The following is a 17,539-nucleotide window of genomic DNA, read 5'->3' as shown; positions in this document are numbered from 1 at the left end:
ACCGAACACGGAAGTTAAGCTCTTTAGCGCCGATGGTAGTTGGGGGCTTCCCCCTGTGAGAGTAGGACGTCGCTAGGCACATGAAAAACAGTCAATTATATGTTGGCTGTTTTTTTGTAATTAAGAAAAGAATGATAGCAAACCTAAAGGTGAATAACATTGCTACCTACTACTATTTACTATTATAGCCAGAGGCAGTTCATATCGAAAAAATAATGTGAATAAAAAGCTTGCTAACAATTATTTAAAGCTAAAAAATAGTATTTAAATATTTGAGGAACAATATTTTATAGTATTCTCTTAATTTAATTTTAAAAAAGTGTTGTGTAAACATCATATTTATGGTATATTAATAAATGTCTTAAAGAGGTCCCGTGGTGTAGCGGTTAACATGCCTGCCTGTCACGCAGGAGATCGCCGGTTCGATCCCGGTCGGGACCGCCATTTATGCTTATACAGTTCTTGTAATAGGAAACTATTATAAGAGCTTTTTTATTGTGTAAAGTTATAATTAAAAGAATCTGCGTTTTTTCATGAATAGCTCGGGTACAGTTTGAAAAGCGGTTAGAAAGTGTACGGGGGTGAAATATATGCGAAAATTATGCATTCTGCTCTTGGTAGTCGCTATGATGACATTAGTTGGCTGCGGAGATCCAATTTTAGAGATTGAAGAACAAAATATATATCATTGGCAAAAATATATGAATCAGAAAGAGTTCGAGAGTTTAGAAGAAGGAATGTCTTATCTGGAAGTTGTAGAGCGTGCAGGTGGTAGAGGAGTGAAATTAAAGAATAATACTTATCAATGGAAAGATGAGACTTTAATGACACAGGCATATGTAATTGAATTTAAAGATGACCAATTACATTCGAAAGAAGTTGTGGAGTTAAAAGGGCATTCAAATAGATAATAGATAGTAGAGCACGTTTCCTTTAAGGGAAACGTGTTTTATTTTTTAAAATCACTGGATGCTTTGAACATTTGCGCTAGTTTCGGTAAACTAGAGGTAATGTAGCTAGGAGAGGAAACAAAGAGAATGTTTGAAAAAATCATGAATTCACTTGAAGATACAGAAAAGTTTGCCTTGGCACTGGCAGATTTACTAGAAGCTCAGGACACAATTACCCTAGAGGGCGACTTAGGGGCAGGAAAGACAACGTTTACGAAAGCTTTGGCAAAAGGGCTGGGTGTCAACAGAACAGTAAATAGCCCGACATTTACGATTGTTAAGCAATACGAGGGCCGATTACCTTTTAATCACTTAGACGTATACCGATTGGCAGATAGTGATGAGGATCTTGGATGGGACGAGCTGTTTTATGGAGATGCAGTATCAGTTGTAGAATGGGCACATTTAGTAGAACAGGATTTACCACAGGAACGATTAGGCATTGAAATATACCGAATTGGTGAAAATGAACGTCGATTTGTGTTAACGCCTCGAGGAAAGCGATATGAGGCATTATGTGAGGAGCTAATGAAATGATTTGGTTAGGGATTGAAACAGCGAATGCACCGCTTTCTGTCGCAATTGTAAAGGATGGTAAAGTAGTAGCAGAGGTTATACAAAATATAAAATTAACGCATTCAGCAGGAGCAATGCCAGCAATTGAAGCAATACTTGCAACAGCCGGGTTAAAACCAGTAGATATAGATGCAATTGCCATCTCAGAAGGACCAGGTTCATATACAGGTGTACGTATTGGTGCAACGCTTGCAAAAACACTTGCTTGGACGTTGAAGAAACCGCTGGTTGGTGTATCGAGCTTAAAGACGTTAGCAGCAAATGTGTCACTTTATAACGGTCTGATTTGTCCTTTGTTTGATGCACGTCGTAGCAATATATATACAGCAGTTTATCGAGGGACAACACTTGAAACTGTAATGGAAGATTATCATGATCATATTGATGGCTTGTTACAGCGTTTACAGGAGTTAGCAGAGCCCGTATTATTCGTTGGCGCAGATGTCGATGTGTTTTGGGGTAAAATCGTAGCAGAGCTTGGCGACCTTGCATACCGTGCGCCATATAGTTTTGATTTACCACGCGCAAGCGAAGTGATTCGTTTAGCAAGTGAGGGTGAGTTACCTAGTATCGAAACGACACATCATTTTGTGCCTCAATATAAGCGCATTGCAGAGGCTGAGGCGAACTGGTTGCAAGAGCAAAAGGAGAAGGCGCATGAGCAATAAGGTAACGTATCGTAAAATGACGTCCGACGATGTTGAAGCTGTGTACAACATTGAACTTGCGACATTTCCTACGCCGTGGACACTCGATTCTTTCTACCATGAAATGCATGAAAATCAATATGCATATTATTTGATAGCAGTAGATGAGGATGATAGTATAATTGGTTTTTGTGGCATGTGGATGGTCATTGATGCTGCGCAAATTACGAATGTTGCAGTAACAGAGGCGGCACGTGGACGTGGTATAGGCGAAGGATTAATGCGTGAGGCAATGCGTATTGCACGAGAACATGCTATGGACGTTATGAGCTTAGAGGTGCGTGTAACCAATAGTGTGGCACAAAACCTTTACAGAAAGCTTGCTTTCCAAGACGGTGGCGTACGTAAAGGCTATTATACAGATAACGGGGAGGATGCCCTTGTCATGTGGGTGAATTTATAATGGAAAATAGAATTATTTTAGCAATTGAATCGAGTTGTGATGAAACCGCAGCGGCGATTATTCGTAATGGATCGGAAATTGTTTCAAACGTGGTGGCTTCACAAATCGAGAGCCATAAACGATTTGGTGGTGTTGTACCAGAAATTGCGTCTCGCCATCATGTTGAGCAAATTACAGTCGTGATTGAAGAGGCGTTAGCACAGGCTAACATGACACCACAGGATTTAGATGCTGTGGCTGTAACAGAAGGGCCAGGGCTTGTTGGGGCACTGTTAATCGGCATTAATGCGGCTAAGGCTTTTGCTTTTGCGAATAACTTACCAATTTTGGGCGTACATCATATTGCAGGTCATATTTATGCTAATGCTCTTGTGCAGCCGATGGAGTTTCCATTATTAGCACTAGTGGTGTCGGGTGGACATACTGAGCTTGTTTATATGAAGGAACATGGCTCGTTTGAAGTTATTGGTGAAACACGAGATGATGCAGCTGGTGAAGCTTACGACAAAGTGGCACGGGTATTAGGTTTACCGTATCCAGGCGGTCCACGAATTGATCAGCTAGCACATGAAAGCGGTGAGGCTGTTGCATTTCCCCGTGTATGGCTTGAGGAAGATTCCTATGATTTTAGCTTTAGTGGCTTAAAATCAGCAGTCATTAATTACAAGCATAATATGGATCAGCGTGGGGAAGAGATTTCACCAATAGTTGTGGCAAAAGGCTTCCAAAATAGTGTTGTCGAAGTATTAACAGCTAAAACACTACGCGCAGCTCGCGAATATAATGTTAAACAAGTTATCGCAGCAGGCGGTGTGGCAGCTAATAAAGGTCTCCGTACTTCCCTAGAGGCAGCATTTATGGAAGAGGGCATTCCGTTCTACGTGCCCCCACTAAAATTATGTACAGATAATGCTGCAATGATTGGAGCAGCAGCGACACCTATGTTTGAAGCGGGTGTTCGTGGCGATTTAATGATGAATGGACGACCAGGGATGGAACTGAAGTCTTGGGTATGATAAAAGGTATGACTCTTTTAAGGGTCATGCCTTTTATTTTTGTACAAAAATAAAATCAGATAAAATAGAATGAAAATTATGAAAATAGATGTTTTACACAAAAGAATAATAAGTGACATATTTTTCAGAAAAATTATCCACAGCTAACACTGAAAAATTTGAAAAATAAAACAGCGAACATTCGTACTTATGCACAAACTGTGGATAAGTTGTTGATAAGTTGTGATTATTCTATATATTGTGGTGAGTTTTACACAATAAATGGGGGTATAAAGATTTTAGAATTGTGGACAGTGTGGAAAAGTCTGTTGATATGTTGGTATTACTAGCTTCGTAGTGTGTATAAAGTTGTGGGCATTTTTTGTCGAAAAATAGCACTTGACCAATATATACGAAAGAATAGTAGAAGTAAAGGAAAAACCATGCGACAAGGCACATGGTTTTACAGAGTTTTATACAATAATATTTTCAAGTTCTTCGTTAAGTTCCAGCCACTCTATTTCCAGTAGTTCATGCTTCTCTTTTACAGCGTCTAATTCACCCTGCAATTGTGAGATTTTTTCATGGTCTGTAAAAATCTCAGGGGCGCAAAGTTCTTCTTCTAAACGCGCAATTTCCACATCTGCAGCGTGCATGTTAATTTCTAATTCTTCAATGGAACGACGAATTTGGCGTTCGCGCTTTTTCGCTTCTTTATCGATTTTAGAAGTAGACGTTTTTTCAGACGTTGCTGTTTGTGTTTGCGGTTGAGCTGCTGCTTTCATTTGCGCAATTTCAAAAAGCTCTTGTTTTTTCTCTAGGTAATAATCATAATCCCCTAAATACTCAAACGAACCATTGCCGGATAGTTCAATGACTTTTGTTGCAATTCGGTTAATGAAGTAACGGTCATGTGATACGAATAACAGTGTACCCGGATAATCAATAAGTGCGTTTTCTAGCACTTCCTTGCTATCTAAGTCTAAATGGTTGGTTGGCTCATCGAGAACAAGGAAGTTTGCTTTTTGCATCATTAACTTCGCAAGTGCAAGACGTGCTTTCTCACCGCCAGATAACGAATTCACCGCTTTATCCACATCTTCACCACTAAATAGGAAACGGCCAAGTGTGGTGCGAATATCTTTTTCATTCATTAATGGCCATTCATCCCATAATTCTTTTAAGACGCTTTTATTGCTAGAGAGTTTTGCTTGTTCCTGGTCATAGTAGCCAATTTGAACGTTAGTACCATAGCGAATTTCCCCAGCAAGTGCAGGTAAGTCTTTCACTATTGTTTTCAGTAGTGTCGATTTACCGACTCCGTTGGGACCAACGAGCGCAATACGATCTTCTCGGAATGTGCGAAGTGTAATGCCAGTTGAAATTTGCTTGTCCCCGTAGCCTACAGCTAAATCATCAATAGAAAGCACATCATTGCCGCTTTGACGATCAATTGAGAAGCCAAAACTTGCTGACTTTTCATCGCCGGCAGGAGAGTCCATCCATTCCGTACGTTCGAGCATTTTACGACGACTTTGCGCCATCTTTGTTGTGGAAGCACGGGCGATATTTTTTTGAACGAATTCCTCAAGTTTGGATTTTTCATCTTGCTGGCGCTCAAACATTTTCAGATCGCGTTCATAGTTTTTCGCCTTTTCATCTAAATAGGCGCTATAGTTGCCTGTGTATTTTGTAACGCGGTGACGAGACACCTCATAGACAATCGATACGACTTGATCTAAGAAGTAGCGGTCATGGGAAACGATTAAAATCGCACCTTCATAGCTCTTTAAATAAGTTTCTAACCACGATAGAGTTTCGATATCTAAGTGGTTAGTCGGTTCATCGAGAATGAGTAAATCCGGCTTACTTAATAGAAGCTTCGCTAGCGCAAGACGTGTACGTTGACCACCGGAAAGTGAGCTAATCGCCTTTTCATAATCCTCAGGGAAGAACTGCATACCGTGAAGGACCGAGCGTGTATCTGATTCGTATTGATAACCACCCGCATCTTTAAAATCATGCTGCAGTTGATCGTATTCAGACATTACTTTCGCATATAGGTCGGAATTCTCGTAAACAGCCGGATCTGCCATTTGTTTCTCTAATGATCGTAGTAATTTTTCCTGAGCACGTAGTGGTTCGAAAATTGTCATCATTTCGTCCCAAATCGTTAATGTCGAATTTAGCCCAGCATGCTGTTCCAAATAACCAATTCGTACACCCTTTGGAATGATAATATCGCCAGAATCATACGACATTTGACCGGCGATGATTTTTAGTAAAGTGGACTTGCCAGCACCGTTGCGTCCTACTAATGCCACGCGATCACGGTGTTGAACTTCTAATTTTACTCCACTTAAAATTTCATCTGCAATGAAGGATTTATATAGTTGATTGACTTGTAATACAATCATTCGTGACACCTCAATTCTTTATTAGTGTACTGGATGATAGATTTGCTTGCAATGTCAGTGCTTTACTTATTCCAAGCTGTCATGTAAGATTGAAACGATTTCCCTTTAGCTAGCGGCGTATGTCACCAATTTTGTGATTCAAAATGGGGGGACTAAAAAACGCCAAGGCGAATTTGATGTTTTTTGAGGAGGAGCAAGTTTGAAACAAGAAGTGAAAATTCCACAAGCCACAACAAAAAGACTTCCTCTTTACTATCGATTTATTCAAAACTTCGCACAAGAAGGCAAGGAACGTATTTCGTCGAAAGAATTGAGTGAAGCGATGAAAATTGATTCTGCAACAATTCGAAGAGATTTTTCTTACTTTGGTGCGCTTGGCAAAAAAGGTTACGGTTATGATGTACAGCATTTACTGACATTTTTCAGTCAGACACTTGATCAGCATGAAACGACAAAAGTTGCTTTAATCGGTGTCGGGAACTTAGGAAATGCTTTACTAAAATACAATTTTCAAAAAAACCACAATACACATATCGTTGTTGCATTTGACTCTAAAGCACCAAAAGAAGGCAAGATGATCAGCAATATTCCTGTATATCATCCGGATTTATTAGAGGAAAAGTATGCAGAGTATGGGGCAGAGCTTGCTATTTTAACGGTGTCATCTCGTTCAGCGCAAAAGACGGCAGATAGACTTGCAGCGATGAAAGCAAAGGGCATTTTGAATTTCACACCTGAGCGTATTACAGTACCGGATTCGATGCAGCTATTAACAATTGATTTGTCGGTAGAATTGCAGGCGTTAATTTACTTAATTCGTAATCAAGAAGATTAGGCGGATTACATAGCATATTGGAAATTTTGTTAAATAACTGTGTTATCTTTTTTGATATGAACTGACAACTAGATGAAAAACTTTCACATATAATTAGTTAGCCAAATGATAGTATTTAAGTTAAAATAATGAATATAAAGAGGAGGTGGCTGTAATGGGTATTGGTCCTATGAGCCTAATCATCATCGGTATTGTAGCTATTTTAATTTTTGGGCCTAAGAAGTTACCGGAGCTAGGTAAAGCAATGGGTTCTACACTTCGTGAGTTTAAAAACGCTACTAAAGGTTTAGCTGACGACGATGATGATGATAAAAAGAAAGTCATCGATGTAAAAAACGATGATAAGTAATTGAAGGATGTCTCTATAACATGAATTCAAACAACCAAACTGTCATTGAACATATAGAAGAATTAAGGAAACGACTTTACTTCGTAGTCGTTTTCTTTGTTATTGCGATTGCAGGCGCGTTTTTTTTGGCAGAGCCACTTATTCACTTCCTACAAAGTAGTGATACTGCGCAAAGTTTTTCATTAAACGCATTCAAAATCACAGATTCTATAAAAATTTATTTCCAAATGATTTTTTATATTGCTTTGTTACTAATATCTCCACTAATTTTGTATCAGCTATGGGCATTCATTTCACCAGGGCTATATGAAAAGGAGCGTAAAGTAACATTAAGCTATATTCCTTTTGCATTTATCTTATTTATAGCTGGTATTTCTTTTTCTTATTTTTTACTATTTCCTTATGTATTAAACTTCATGATTGATTTATCTGCGCGACTAGGTGTGCAGTTAACAATTGGGATTAATGAGTATTTTACATTTTTATTTCAAATAACATTGCCATTTGGTTTTATATTTCAGTTGCCAATTATTCTATTATTCTTTGCACGTTTGGGTATATTAAATCCTCAGATAATGGTGAAGTATAGAAAATACGCTTACTTTGGTCTTTTCGTGTTAGCAGCGATGATCACACCGCCAGATTTAATGAGTCATTTAATTGTAACTGTGCCAATGTTTGTACTCTATGAATTTAGTGTTTGGATTGCGAAAATAGGCTATCGAAAGTATCTGAAATCTGAAGAAATGCGTTTGAAAGAAGAACAGGTGGCTGAACAAGAACGTTTGGTGGAAGAAGCACTTGAACAACAGCGCAAACAAATTGAAGAATTAAATAATAAGTAATAAGGATAACTCGTTGCATTTAATATGTAGCGGGTTTTTTTGTATTTAGGGAGGGTATACTATTGTTGGCTGAGGGAATAAACCGATAAAGTGAGAAATGATCCGTTATCACGAAGAATGACCCAATAAGACATGAAAAAATCAGTATTAATAAAGGAACATGAAAATTTCAAAGAAAAGCCACCCCGATAAAGATACCGGGAGTGGCTTTACTAGAAATTTATTGCAGTTTTTGTGCTTCTTCAAGAAACTTTTGCAAAGGTTCTGCATAGAATTGTACGAGAGTCACAAAACCATTTAGCATGATGTGCGCGATGATTGACGTCCAGATTCGCTTCGTTTGGTGATATAAAAAAGCGAATATTAAACCACAAATTGTATATAGTAATATGTGTGTGAAGTCAAAGTGAATTAGTGCAAAGAAGATAGCACTCACAATAGCTGCAACCCAGAAATTTGTTGTCTGGACAAGCGATCCAAAAATGACACGACGGAAAACAAACTCTTCTAAGATAGGACCGAATACTACGATAGCTAGAATGGCAATAGGTGCACCTTTAGCAATCGAAACGATATCGGCGGTATTTTGTGAACCTCCTTCAATACCAAATACCATCATTTCAATAGCTGCCCCAATCATTTGCCCAAAGAATACAAGGAAGAAGCCGACGACGCCCCATACGATTGTAAGTGGGACAGAAGCTTTTTCACCAGGATAGACATTCCAGAAGGCTTTGTCACGGGACGTTAAAATTAAACTAAGAATTAGCGCAATCGCAAAGCTAATCGCGATATACCAGCCCTGTGTGATAGGTGCAGCCTGTTCGTGTGGAAGCCCAGTTGTGCTCATGACCACACGGTGAAATGGTTTTATAAGAGGTATACTAGATAGCTGCATTACGATGTAAATAAGTAGAACGTATAGTGCTGTTTTTTTATACTTAATTGCTTTTTGAGAAATATTCACCTGCAAAATCCTTTCCTTACTTAAGCTTATTTTCTATTGTAGAGGAATATGGAAAGAAAACAAAATTTTTCGAGGTTCTCACTTGCAAAAGAAGAAGTGATTTATTATCATAATAAGAGTATTAGCACTCGGTATACTAGAGTGCTAATAAATTTAAAAGAAATATTTAATTAATAGGAGGTTGTTTCACTTGTTAAGACCACTAGGAGATCGTATCGTAATCGAACTAATCGAGGTAGAAGAAAAATCTGCATTCGGCATTGTACTACCAGACTCTGCGAAAGAGAAGCCACAAGAAGGTAAAGTAGTAGCAGTTGGAACAGGTCGTATATTAGAAAACGGACAACGTGTAGAGCTTGACGTTAAAGTTGACGACCGCATTATTTTTTCTAAATACTCAGGCACAGAAGTTAAATACGAAGGCAATGAATACTTAATCTTACGTGAAAGTGACGTTCTTGCGATTATTCAATAATATTTATATATTAAACAGGCTTAACGAATATTCCATTTCAGGAGGGTAATTCAATATGGCAAAAGATATTAAATTCTCAGAAGAAGCTCGTGCATTAATGCTTCAAGGTGTAGATAAATTAGCAAACACAGTGAAAGTGACATTAGGGCCTAAAGGTCGTAACGTCGTTCTAGAAAAAAAATTCGGTTCTCCACTTATCACTAATGATGGTGTGACAATCGCAAAAGAAATCGAGCTTGAAGATCCATATGAAAACATGGGTGCAAAATTAGTAGCAGAAGTAGCTTCTAAAACAAACGAAATCGCTGGTGACGGTACAACTACTGCAACAGTTCTAGCACAAGCAATCATCCGTGAAGGTCTTAAAAACGTAACAGCTGGCGCAAACCCAGTAGGAATCCGTAAAGGTATCGATAAAGCGGTTGCAGCAGCTCTTACAGAACTAAATGCCATTTCACGTCCTGTAAGCAACAAAGAGGAAATCGCGCAAGTAGCGGCAATTTCAGCAGCTGACGAAGAAGTTGGCCAATTAATTGCAGAAGCTATGGAACGCGTTGGTAACGACGGCGTTATCACTATTGAAGAGTCAAAAGGCTTCACAACTGAGCTTGATGTAGTTGAAGGTATGCAATTCGACCGTGGCTACGCTTCTCACTACATGGTAACAGATACAGATAAAATGGAAGCGGTACTTGAAAACCCATTCATTTTAATTACAGATAAAAAAATCACAAACATCCAAGAAGTACTTCCTTTACTTGAGCAAGTGGTACAACAAGGTCGTCCACTATTAATGATCGCTGAAGATGTTGAAGGTGAAGCACTTGCTACACTTGTAGTGAACAAACTTCGTGGTACTTTCAACGCTGTAGCAGTTAAAGCTCCAGGTTTCGGTGACCGTCGTAAAGCAATGCTTGAAGATATCGCAATTCTTACTGGTGGACAAGTAATTACAGAAGAATTAGGTTTAGACCTAAAATCTGCTGACATTACTTCACTAGGCCGTGCAGCGAAAGTAGTTGTTACTAAAGACAACACAACAATCGTTGAAGGTGTTGGCGGTGCTGATGCAATCGAAGGTCGCGTAGGTCAAATCCGTGCGCAACTTGCAGAAACAACTTCTGAATTCGATAAAGAAAAATTACAAGAACGCCTTGCAAAACTTGCTGGCGGTGTAGCAGTTATCAAAGTTGGTGCTGCAACTGAAACAGAATTAAAAGAACGCAAACTACGCATTGAAGATGCTCTAAACTCAACACGTGCAGCAGTTGAAGAAGGTATCGTATCAGGCGGTGGTACTGCGCTTCTAAACGTATATGGTGCAGTTTCTGCAGTAGCAGAAAAAGAAGAAGGCGATGTAGCAACAGGTCTAAAAATCGTTCTTCGTGCACTTGAAGAACCAGTTCGCCAAATTGCTAACAACGCTGGTCTTGAAGGTTCAATCATCGTAGACCGTCTAAAACGCGAAGAAATCGGTGTAGGCTTCAACGCAGCAACAGGTGAGTGGGTAAACATGATTGAAGCGGGTGTAGTAGACCCAGCGAAAGTAACTCGCTCTGCTCTACAAAACGCAGCATCTGTAGCAGCTCTATTCTTGACAACTGAAGCGGTTGTAGCAGATATTCCAGAACCAGCAGGCGCAGGAATGGGTATGCCTGATATGGGTGGCATGGGCGGCATGATGTAGGCCTTTCGTAGCAAGGGTTTACACAGCTTTTGAAGGTTGATGATTTCGCCATTAGAGAGCATTGATATGCACGTTTCAACACTTCTTTTTATGAAGTAGTGTTACTCACAATTTAAATACAAAGCAACTACCACTTCTCATCATTTCTAACATTTGATGAGAGGTGGTTTTTTTATGTTATTAAAATTTGCTTATGTATGGAGTAGTAATGATATCGGTGTCATTATTTTAGTAGTTACTAAATTGATTCGAAGAATTATAAAAGCATATCATTAAGTTGGTGTGATTTTTCTATATGAATAAGATTAATGAATATAAGAAGCGACAAAGCAAACATAAGCTCTTGGTTGTAATAAGAAGTGTGTCAAAGCACAATTGTTTCAACTTTGAGTTATCTCACAACAACAATCGTAGCTAGCTTCTAGAAGCGTTTACCGAGCCTGCGAGAGTTGATAGATTTGGCATGGGCTTGTTTCAATGGATTTTAGGAAGCTTACCTATTTCACAAAAAGGTAAAAATCCAACAATCATTATTTACAACCTTTTCACCGAATCAAAATTAAACAATATATGTAAGAGCTTTCATTTATCACTCAATCCTGTTAAATGAAAGAAACATTGAATATTACCCCTATCTCAAATATTGGGTTTATGATAACATAAATCTGAATCTTTTAACTTTAGAAAATAGGAAAGGAAGTGTAATAATCACATATGAAAAAGATATTGAAACCGTTGATTAGTGTTATTGCCGTGGGTGCTCTCTCTCTATCTATAAATATAGATAAAGATGTATTAGCTAATAATATTGCAAATACATGTGAGTATGATTCGGCATCGAAAAAAAACCCTGATTATTCCACAATGAACTGTTTGTTAACCGAAACTGCACTGAGTTATGATGTTCCTCCTGAAATTGTGAAGGCAATAGCGGAAGGTGAAAGTGGAAATTGGCGTCATTTCGATACGAATGGTGAAGCGATTGTGACAGCTGATAATGGAATTGGCGTTATGCAAATTACAAATCAAGCTGGCTATAATCCAGATAGACTAAAAAGCGATATTGTCTATAATATTCAAGCTGGTGTAGAGACTCTAGATAAAATGTTTAAGCGGAAGGATTTGCCTAGCATCAACGGTGGGGAAAGAGATGTATTGGAACATTGGTACTTCGCTATCATGGCTTATAACGGTACTAAGCCAGTAAATAGCCCAATAATCCAAGCTACTGATGAAAGAAATGCAAATGCCTATCAAGAAAGAATTCTCCGGATTATCGATGAAATGGGGTTAATAGACTTAACAGAGCTGCCTTTTTCACGCGAACATTTTCAATATGACTCTAATAGCAGGGAAAATATAAAATTTTCAGCGATGAACTATGATTTTGATTTACCATTAAAAAAATCAAAGCATTTATTTGAAACAAATCAAAAAGTTAGTGCAACAACTAATGTAACAGTTAGGACAAGACCTACTACGGATAGCCCTTCTATGGGTACTTTACGTGAAGGCGAAATTGTTACCATTACGGGTCCTTTTGAATATGAAGAAGTATCAACGAAGAAAAACCATTTTGTTTGGTATCCTGTGAAAAGAAGTGACGGGACAGAGGGGTATGTAGCATCAAGTTATTTAAACTACTCAGCTTCAACACCAACGCCAACACCTCCAGTAACACCGCCAACAACGGGAAACATTGATGTAACAAAGTTTGCTGATTACAATGCAAATCAATACTGGGCGCAGGATTTTCAGTGGGCAGTAAGCAAGGGTATTATAAGTGGATACCAAAACGTGAAAAACCCATCGACAGGTAAGTATGAAAACTTACTTAAACCGTACACTAACTTAACGGAAAACCAAATGTTATCGATCCTATTACGATACTTCAAACCATCAGAACTAGCTTCAACGGTAGCTAATACTTCATGGTATGGAGACGTAAACTACCAACTGGCTACAAAATACTCTTTACCAGTTCTAGGTGCAAACACAGCATCCAAACAAGCTATTGCAGGTAAGGATATCACACGGGGTAACTTCGCTCGTATCTTAGCTTCAATGCATTATGGTAAGACTGTATCTCAGTCTGAAGCTATTAAATTCCTTCGTGATAATGGTTTAACAACTACTAAAACAAATGCAGAGTTTAAACCAAATGATTCTCTAGCAAGAGCGCACACAGTGGCATTCTTCCACCGTTACGAACAAATATTCAATAACTAAATTGCTACATACAAGTGAAAAGGTGACTATAAAAGTCATCTTTTCTTTTTTTTATGTTTAATAGATCCTTTCTTGACACTCCTCGAACCATTCATAACTAAATTCATTGACACAGATTGCTTGATGGGAGCTACAAAGTCATGTGTTAAGCTACAGGAGTGATTGAGGAAGCATAACAAAAGGACTTGTATATAGTGAGGTGTTAAGTCAGGGTTTAATTTTGCGATTGAAAGAAGTCTAGCCATCCTTAGTTGTACCATTTTAATGACGATAGGATATCCGGGATGTCTCTCTGTTTTAGCAAAGATGAAGTCTTGATTATAGTAAGCGTCACCTAACTGCCGAATGTTTATTCTTTTCCAACTAAGGGGTACTTCATTATTTAATGATTTAGAACTTGAAGATTATTAAGCTTACGGGTTGATTAATCTCCGATTATGCAGTGAGGTTGGATTGATGTATTTACAGATGAACAGATATATCAAATGTTAGGAGCTATGAATCAGGATTCTCTCTATAAAGTAAGCTGTACCCCACCGGGTAGACTTATTAGGGTCTATTCGATAGGATACAGCTTATTTCTTCATTCAAATCTTTATTTTACAATCGACCACTCACGACTTGAGACGGGATTATTTCCTCGTGTCCATTAGTTAGTCTAGTAAAGAACATTTGTGTACTTTCCGTTGTCTCCACCTAAGTAGACTTTGCTTATATTCCATTCATTCAACGAGGAATTTGGTGCCCCGCTACCGTTATCTTTCACAAGTTCCCATACGATTGAATTACCTGGTTTTTCGCCTTGTGTCCACCACTTTGCTTGGTAATGATTACCGTTGTACTCCACTTTGTCTCCACCTAAGTAGACTTTGCTAGTACTCCATTCATTCGCCGAGGGATCCGGTGTTACGCTTCCGTTACCTTTAACAAGCTCCCAAACAGCTGAGTTGTCAGGGTTTTCACCTTGTGTCCACCATTTAGCTTTATATAAAGAACCATTATATGTAACTTCATTACCACCTACATAAACTTGAGTACTACTCCAAGTATCGGGATTAGGATCAGGTTTGACTGGACCTGGATCTGTAGGAGGGAGAGTTGTCCCATCAAAGTTTGCATCGATTACATTGTAGAATGCATTTGGTGTATCAGCGATACTCCAAACCGCAAGAATGACTTGATAACCTGAACGTTCTGGTACATTACAGTTATGCTTTACGTTGAATGGTGGTTTTTTGCCCCCGTCATTAATCGAACAGAAAAGTTCAAGATCAGCTCGCTTTAATGGTTGATCTGGATTCCAATCTTGTTTTGTAATGTAGTAATCCCACTTAGCTGTTGCATGTGCTGCGGTAAGTGTCCATTCGAAAGTATTTGCACCGCTTTTCATGGGTACTTTTGTCCACCGGTATTTTGATTGTTCGTCAAGCTTTGGAAATGTATTCGCACCTGCGATTTGTCCATCAGCCGGACCCCCGATTGGGAAGTTCCCTGGGGCTTCCAAACTTTGTGGTTCATATTGGACACCGCCACAATCGATGTTAGCACCTGTTTTGCATAATAAGCCGCGACTCTCTGGTTTACTTACGTAGCCATGAGCAGCAGCAGTACTTGAAAAAGCAAGCGAAAGTACTAACATTAACAATGCTCCAAAAACGACAGACAATGGTTTTTTGTTGAAAATATGTAATTTCATATGACTAATACCTCCTGTAAAATAGTTATTATATGTTGAACAAATGAAAAATTGAGGGCGTCTTGCAAGTGTAGTAGAAGCCTTCTAGTGTTGGAGTTTCTTCTGTGAGGTTTGCTAACCCTGTATATATTCTTCACATCAACACTATTCTATTTATATAGTATGAAATAATAGATAACAATAACTAAATGCGTTTATTAAGAATAACAAGTAATATTTACTATTTTGATCTTAGCTTTTAAAGGTCTTTAATCTCTCGTGAATAGTCTTTGTACCCTTATTAATCAAGCGAATCAATTGGATGCTTATCCAGGCAAACCATCAGATAATGTCAGTAAAGATATTGGGGGACTTAGATAATCTTGAAATTCTGAGAGTTTCCGAGTAACTTCTTCTTTCTTAATTTTCATCACCTATAAAATCCGTCATATAATCGATGAAATGCAATATTTTAAGACCTTCATAAACTTCCCAATTGTATATTTCGCACAGGAGGCCAGTAGCCATTTCTAAGAAATCTTAATTTCTGTTGTGTCTCTTTGCTGGTGATCTTTCATTTCTCCTATGACGATCTTTATAAAAGGCAATTTTTTTTTAGTGTAACAAAGTATTCATTCGAACGACTTATTAGTGAATTGTGAAAGTGGGGTGAAGGTTTGCGAGAGGGGAAATTACAAATTGAACAAGTATATGATGCTTATCACCGAGATGTGTATCATTTTGCACTTTATTACACGAATAACAAACAAGAAGCGGAAGATATTACTCAGGAAACATTTCTGAAAGTACTCAAGCAGTTCGATCGTTTAAAGGATAGAAGTAAAGTAAAAACGTGGATATTATCGATTGCTAGAAATACAGCTGTAGATATACATAGGAAACACAAAATTAGAAGGTTATTAACAGAAAAAATTAGTCATCAACCTATGATAAAAGAAGTTAAAGAACCTCAAGACATATTAGTGAAAAATGAAGATTGGCAAGAAGTGCAGGATGCTTTAATGACATTGAAATCACACGATCGTACAATCATTATTTGCCGTATGTTAAAGGATTATTCAATTCAAGAAACAGCTGCAATACTCGGTATTTCAGAAGTGAAAGTACGTGTGGATTTTCACCGAGCGATGGCCAGGCTTCGAAAAAAAGTGGGGAGGGATGACTGATGGAAGACCAGGAACGACAACTATTCGATGCATTAAAAAATCGTTCAGGTAAAGAACCAAATCTAGAATTTTCAAAGCAAGTTCGTAGAAAATTACAAACGACACATGCGCCGAAGAGAAAACGATTTTCTGTAGTGACAGTATTAACAATTCCAGTGACCTTTGCGATTGTCGCTTTCTTAGTAATGATTGTAACAGGACAATCTTTAGAATTTTTGGAGTTGAAAAGTGCAGCGCAACATACAATCCCTAAAGAGAAAAATCTCCCTTCAATCGTTGTCTTCTGTCTACTACTAGCGCTGCTATTGTATATTGTATTTGTTTATAGTAAGGGATATTTAAAAGGGCAACTTGTTTACATGACATTTTCACTGTCATTTGTGGCTTGGGTTGGAAATGTAGTGTATGCAGAAAGCATTCGTATAGAAGAACCGTCGTCGATGCCGACAAATAGTGAATCTTATGAAAATGAAATTAGTCCATACTTGATCCAAAAAGAACATGACCAACCTTGGGACGTGAAATTGGAAGAAAATAGTGTGATGGAACGAAAGTTATCCAAACTTTTAGGTTCAGACAGTCTACAACTGAAGGAGAGTGAATAATGATGAAAGATCCTTATGGTTATCTATCGGGTGGAGCAGGGTTCATTTTTATTGATTTGAATATAAATGGAGCAACGTTTGATATCTTGCCAGACTTTCTAGGATTTGTATTACTAACTTATGGCGTTCATCTTTTGCCGGCATTTCATAATTTAAAGCGGTGGTCGAAAAATCTTGGAATCATATTAATAGTGCTGTCATTATTAGTTGAGTTGGATAAATGGCAGAGTGTAAAGTTTTTCGGGCAAATAGGCGAACAATTGCTGCAGTTCCTATTAATCGTCTTTATGTATTACGTGTTTCAATTATTATTGCATATTCATGAAAATAAATCTTTAGAGAGCAAAACATTTAAAACTTACCAAAGATTTATGACTCTTATGCTTTGTGGATTTGTGATACAGGCATTCGCTATCAATGTAGAAGTTTCTTTGCGGGAAAATCTGTATTTTCTCGGTGCTGTACTACAGTTAATTGCCTTTTTTGTATTTATGAGATATGGACGTGCTGGTTCTATACACTTCAAAGAAATGGCGAAATCTAGGTTAAAGTAGGAGAAGCATTAATCTCTGTACAGAAAATAATTAGAAGGTCCATCTGCAAAAAAAGCGGTGGACCTTTTGTGCGATCACTGTGA

At 38.1% G+C, this 17,539-nt stretch carries 17 protein-coding genes, 1 tRNA gene and 1 rRNA gene; 16 read left to right on the top strand and 3 right to left on the bottom strand.

Features of this window, described 5'->3' with window-relative positions; genetic code table 11:
- From rrf to tsaD, 7 genes are all read left to right on the top strand, one after another.
- Nucleotides 1–78 (top strand): 5S ribosomal RNA (gene rrf, locus ACIQ2D_RS22390); the annotation flags it as partial.
- Between the two features lie 290 nt (nucleotides 79–368).
- Nucleotides 369–444: transfer RNA gene (locus tag ACIQ2D_RS19810), tRNA-Asp, on the top strand.
- Nucleotides 445–590: 146 nt separating this feature from the next.
- Nucleotides 591–911, top strand: coding sequence for a hypothetical protein (locus ACIQ2D_RS19805; protein ID WP_402867030.1), 321 nt, complete (start codon nucleotides 591–593; stop codon nucleotides 909–911).
- Nucleotides 912–1,037: 126 nt separating this feature from the next.
- Nucleotides 1,038–1,487, top strand: a complete 450-nt coding sequence (tsaE, locus tag ACIQ2D_RS19800) for a tRNA (adenosine(37)-N6)-threonylcarbamoyltransferase complex ATPase subunit type 1 TsaE (RefSeq protein WP_402867029.1) — start codon at nucleotides 1,038–1,040, stop codon at nucleotides 1,485–1,487.
- Entirely contained in the window at nucleotides 1,484–2,194 is a 711-nt protein-coding gene (gene tsaB, locus ACIQ2D_RS19795) for a tRNA (adenosine(37)-N6)-threonylcarbamoyltransferase complex dimerization subunit type 1 TsaB (protein ID WP_402867028.1), read from the top strand. The genes tsaE and tsaB overlap by 4 nt, the downstream gene beginning before the upstream one ends.
- A complete protein-coding gene (rimI, locus tag ACIQ2D_RS19790) occupies nucleotides 2,184–2,636 on the top strand; it encodes a ribosomal protein S18-alanine N-acetyltransferase (protein ID WP_402867027.1) in 453 nt (150 codons plus the stop codon). Before tsaB ends, rimI begins: the two co-directional genes overlap by 11 nt.
- Nucleotides 2,636–3,652, top strand: a complete 1,017-nt coding sequence (gene tsaD, locus ACIQ2D_RS19785) for a tRNA (adenosine(37)-N6)-threonylcarbamoyltransferase complex transferase subunit TsaD (protein ID WP_402867026.1) — start codon at nucleotides 2,636–2,638, stop codon at nucleotides 3,650–3,652. The genes rimI and tsaD overlap by 1 nt, the downstream gene beginning before the upstream one ends.
- A 452-nt stretch (nucleotides 3,653–4,104) precedes the next feature.
- On the opposite strand, the gene ACIQ2D_RS19780 is transcribed toward tsaD, so the two are convergent.
- Complete coding sequence (locus ACIQ2D_RS19780; protein ID WP_402867025.1) at nucleotides 4,105–6,048, bottom strand: ABC transporter ATP-binding protein; 1,944 nt, start codon at nucleotides 6,046–6,048, stop codon at nucleotides 4,105–4,107.
- 199 nt (nucleotides 6,049–6,247) lie between these two features.
- Here ACIQ2D_RS19780 and ACIQ2D_RS19775 point away from each other — a divergent pair, with 199 nt between their 5' ends.
- The 3 genes from ACIQ2D_RS19775 (at nucleotide 6,248) to tatC (ending at nucleotide 8,077) form a co-directional block, all read left to right on the top strand.
- The gene (locus ACIQ2D_RS19775) at nucleotides 6,248–6,883 is read left to right on the top strand and encodes a redox-sensing transcriptional repressor Rex (protein WP_402867024.1); all 636 of its coding nucleotides are present in this window, start codon (nucleotides 6,248–6,250) and stop codon (nucleotides 6,881–6,883) included.
- A gap of 154 nt (nucleotides 6,884–7,037) precedes the next feature.
- Nucleotides 7,038–7,232, top strand: coding sequence for a twin-arginine translocase TatA/TatE family subunit (locus ACIQ2D_RS19770; protein ID WP_402756332.1), 195 nt, complete (start codon nucleotides 7,038–7,040; stop codon nucleotides 7,230–7,232).
- Nucleotides 7,233–7,252: 20 nt separating this feature from the next.
- A complete protein-coding gene (gene tatC / locus ACIQ2D_RS19765) occupies nucleotides 7,253–8,077 on the top strand; it encodes a twin-arginine translocase subunit TatC (RefSeq protein ID WP_402867023.1) in 825 nt (274 codons plus the stop codon).
- A 220-nt stretch (nucleotides 8,078–8,297) separates the two neighbouring features.
- Here tatC and ACIQ2D_RS19760 read toward each other — a convergent pair whose 3' ends face one another.
- A complete protein-coding gene (locus tag ACIQ2D_RS19760) occupies nucleotides 8,298–9,044 on the bottom strand; it encodes a CPBP family intramembrane glutamic endopeptidase (RefSeq protein ID WP_402867022.1) in 747 nt (248 codons plus the stop codon).
- A 190-nt stretch (nucleotides 9,045–9,234) separates the two neighbouring features.
- Here ACIQ2D_RS19760 and groES point away from each other — a divergent pair, with 190 nt between their 5' ends.
- From groES to ACIQ2D_RS19745, 3 genes are all read left to right on the top strand, one after another.
- Nucleotides 9,235–9,519 (top strand): co-chaperone GroES, encoded by a 285-nt coding sequence (gene groES, locus ACIQ2D_RS19755; protein WP_402756335.1) that lies wholly within the window; start codon nucleotides 9,235–9,237, stop codon nucleotides 9,517–9,519.
- 55 nt (nucleotides 9,520–9,574) lie between these two features.
- Nucleotides 9,575–11,206, top strand: a complete 1,632-nt coding sequence (groL, locus tag ACIQ2D_RS19750; protein WP_402867021.1) for a chaperonin GroEL — start codon at nucleotides 9,575–9,577, stop codon at nucleotides 11,204–11,206.
- Nucleotides 11,207–11,920: 714 nt separating this feature from the next.
- A complete protein-coding gene (locus ACIQ2D_RS19745) occupies nucleotides 11,921–13,435 on the top strand; it encodes an SH3 domain-containing protein (RefSeq protein WP_402867020.1) in 1,515 nt (504 codons plus the stop codon).
- Between the two features lie 658 nt (nucleotides 13,436–14,093).
- Here ACIQ2D_RS19745 and ACIQ2D_RS19740 read toward each other — a convergent pair.
- Nucleotides 14,094–15,131 carry a lytic polysaccharide monooxygenase gene (locus tag ACIQ2D_RS19740; protein WP_402867019.1) on the bottom strand — a complete coding sequence of 346 codons (1,038 nt, stop codon included), beginning with the start codon at nucleotides 15,129–15,131 and terminating at the stop codon, nucleotides 14,094–14,096.
- Nucleotides 15,132–15,787: 656 nt separating this feature from the next.
- Here ACIQ2D_RS19740 and ACIQ2D_RS19735 point away from each other — a divergent pair.
- Genes ACIQ2D_RS19735 through ACIQ2D_RS19725 form a run of 3 tightly spaced genes read left to right on the top strand, consistent with a single transcriptional unit; the run spans nucleotide 15,788 to nucleotide 17,456 of the window.
- Nucleotides 15,788–16,297 (top strand): RNA polymerase sigma factor, encoded by a 510-nt coding sequence (locus tag ACIQ2D_RS19735; RefSeq protein ID WP_402867018.1) that lies wholly within the window; start codon nucleotides 15,788–15,790, stop codon nucleotides 16,295–16,297.
- Nucleotides 16,297–16,902, top strand: coding sequence for a hypothetical protein (locus tag ACIQ2D_RS19730; protein WP_402867017.1), 606 nt, complete (start codon nucleotides 16,297–16,299; stop codon nucleotides 16,900–16,902). Before ACIQ2D_RS19735 ends, ACIQ2D_RS19730 begins: the two co-directional genes overlap by 1 nt.
- On the top strand, nucleotides 16,902–17,456 hold the full coding sequence (locus ACIQ2D_RS19725) for a hypothetical protein (protein ID WP_402867016.1): 555 nt from the start codon (nucleotides 16,902–16,904) through the stop codon (nucleotides 17,454–17,456). The genes ACIQ2D_RS19730 and ACIQ2D_RS19725 overlap by 1 nt, the downstream gene beginning before the upstream one ends.
- Nucleotides 17,457–17,539: the final 83 nt, after the last annotated feature.

Source organism: Lysinibacillus sp. NPDC097287 (assembly GCF_044761695.1).
In the GTDB taxonomy this organism is placed as follows: domain Bacteria; phylum Bacillota; class Bacilli; order Bacillales_A; family Planococcaceae; genus Lysinibacillus.
The sequence above is the reverse complement of the archived record's forward strand: the minus strand, read 5'-3'. Positions and strand labels throughout refer to the sequence as shown.

Coding starts and splice junctions, on each gene's coding strand:
- ACIQ2D_RS19805 (WP_402867030.1), top strand. CDS start 591: ATGCGAAAATTATGCATTCTGCTCTTGGTAGTCGCTATGATGACATTA.
- tsaE (WP_402867029.1), top strand. CDS start 1,038: ATGTTTGAAAAAATCATGAATTCACTTGAAGATACAGAAAAGTTTGCC.
- tsaB (WP_402867028.1), top strand. CDS start 1,484: ATGATTTGGTTAGGGATTGAAACAGCGAATGCACCGCTTTCTGTCGCA.
- rimI (WP_402867027.1), top strand. CDS start 2,184: ATGAGCAATAAGGTAACGTATCGTAAAATGACGTCCGACGATGTTGAA.
- tsaD (WP_402867026.1), top strand. CDS start 2,636: ATGGAAAATAGAATTATTTTAGCAATTGAATCGAGTTGTGATGAAACC.
- ACIQ2D_RS19780 (WP_402867025.1), bottom strand. CDS start 6,048: ATGATTGTATTACAAGTCAATCAACTATATAAATCCTTCATTGCAGAT.
- ACIQ2D_RS19770 (WP_402756332.1), top strand. CDS start 7,038: ATGGGTATTGGTCCTATGAGCCTAATCATCATCGGTATTGTAGCTATT.
- tatC (WP_402867023.1), top strand. CDS start 7,253: ATGAATTCAAACAACCAAACTGTCATTGAACATATAGAAGAATTAAGG.
- groL (WP_402867021.1), top strand. CDS start 9,575: ATGGCAAAAGATATTAAATTCTCAGAAGAAGCTCGTGCATTAATGCTT.
- ACIQ2D_RS19745 (WP_402867020.1), top strand. CDS start 11,921: ATGAAAAAGATATTGAAACCGTTGATTAGTGTTATTGCCGTGGGTGCT.
- ACIQ2D_RS19740 (WP_402867019.1), bottom strand. CDS start 15,131: ATGAAATTACATATTTTCAACAAAAAACCATTGTCTGTCGTTTTTGGA.
- ACIQ2D_RS19730 (WP_402867017.1), top strand. CDS start 16,297: ATGGAAGACCAGGAACGACAACTATTCGATGCATTAAAAAATCGTTCA.
- ACIQ2D_RS19725 (WP_402867016.1), top strand. CDS start 16,902: ATGATGAAAGATCCTTATGGTTATCTATCGGGTGGAGCAGGGTTCATT.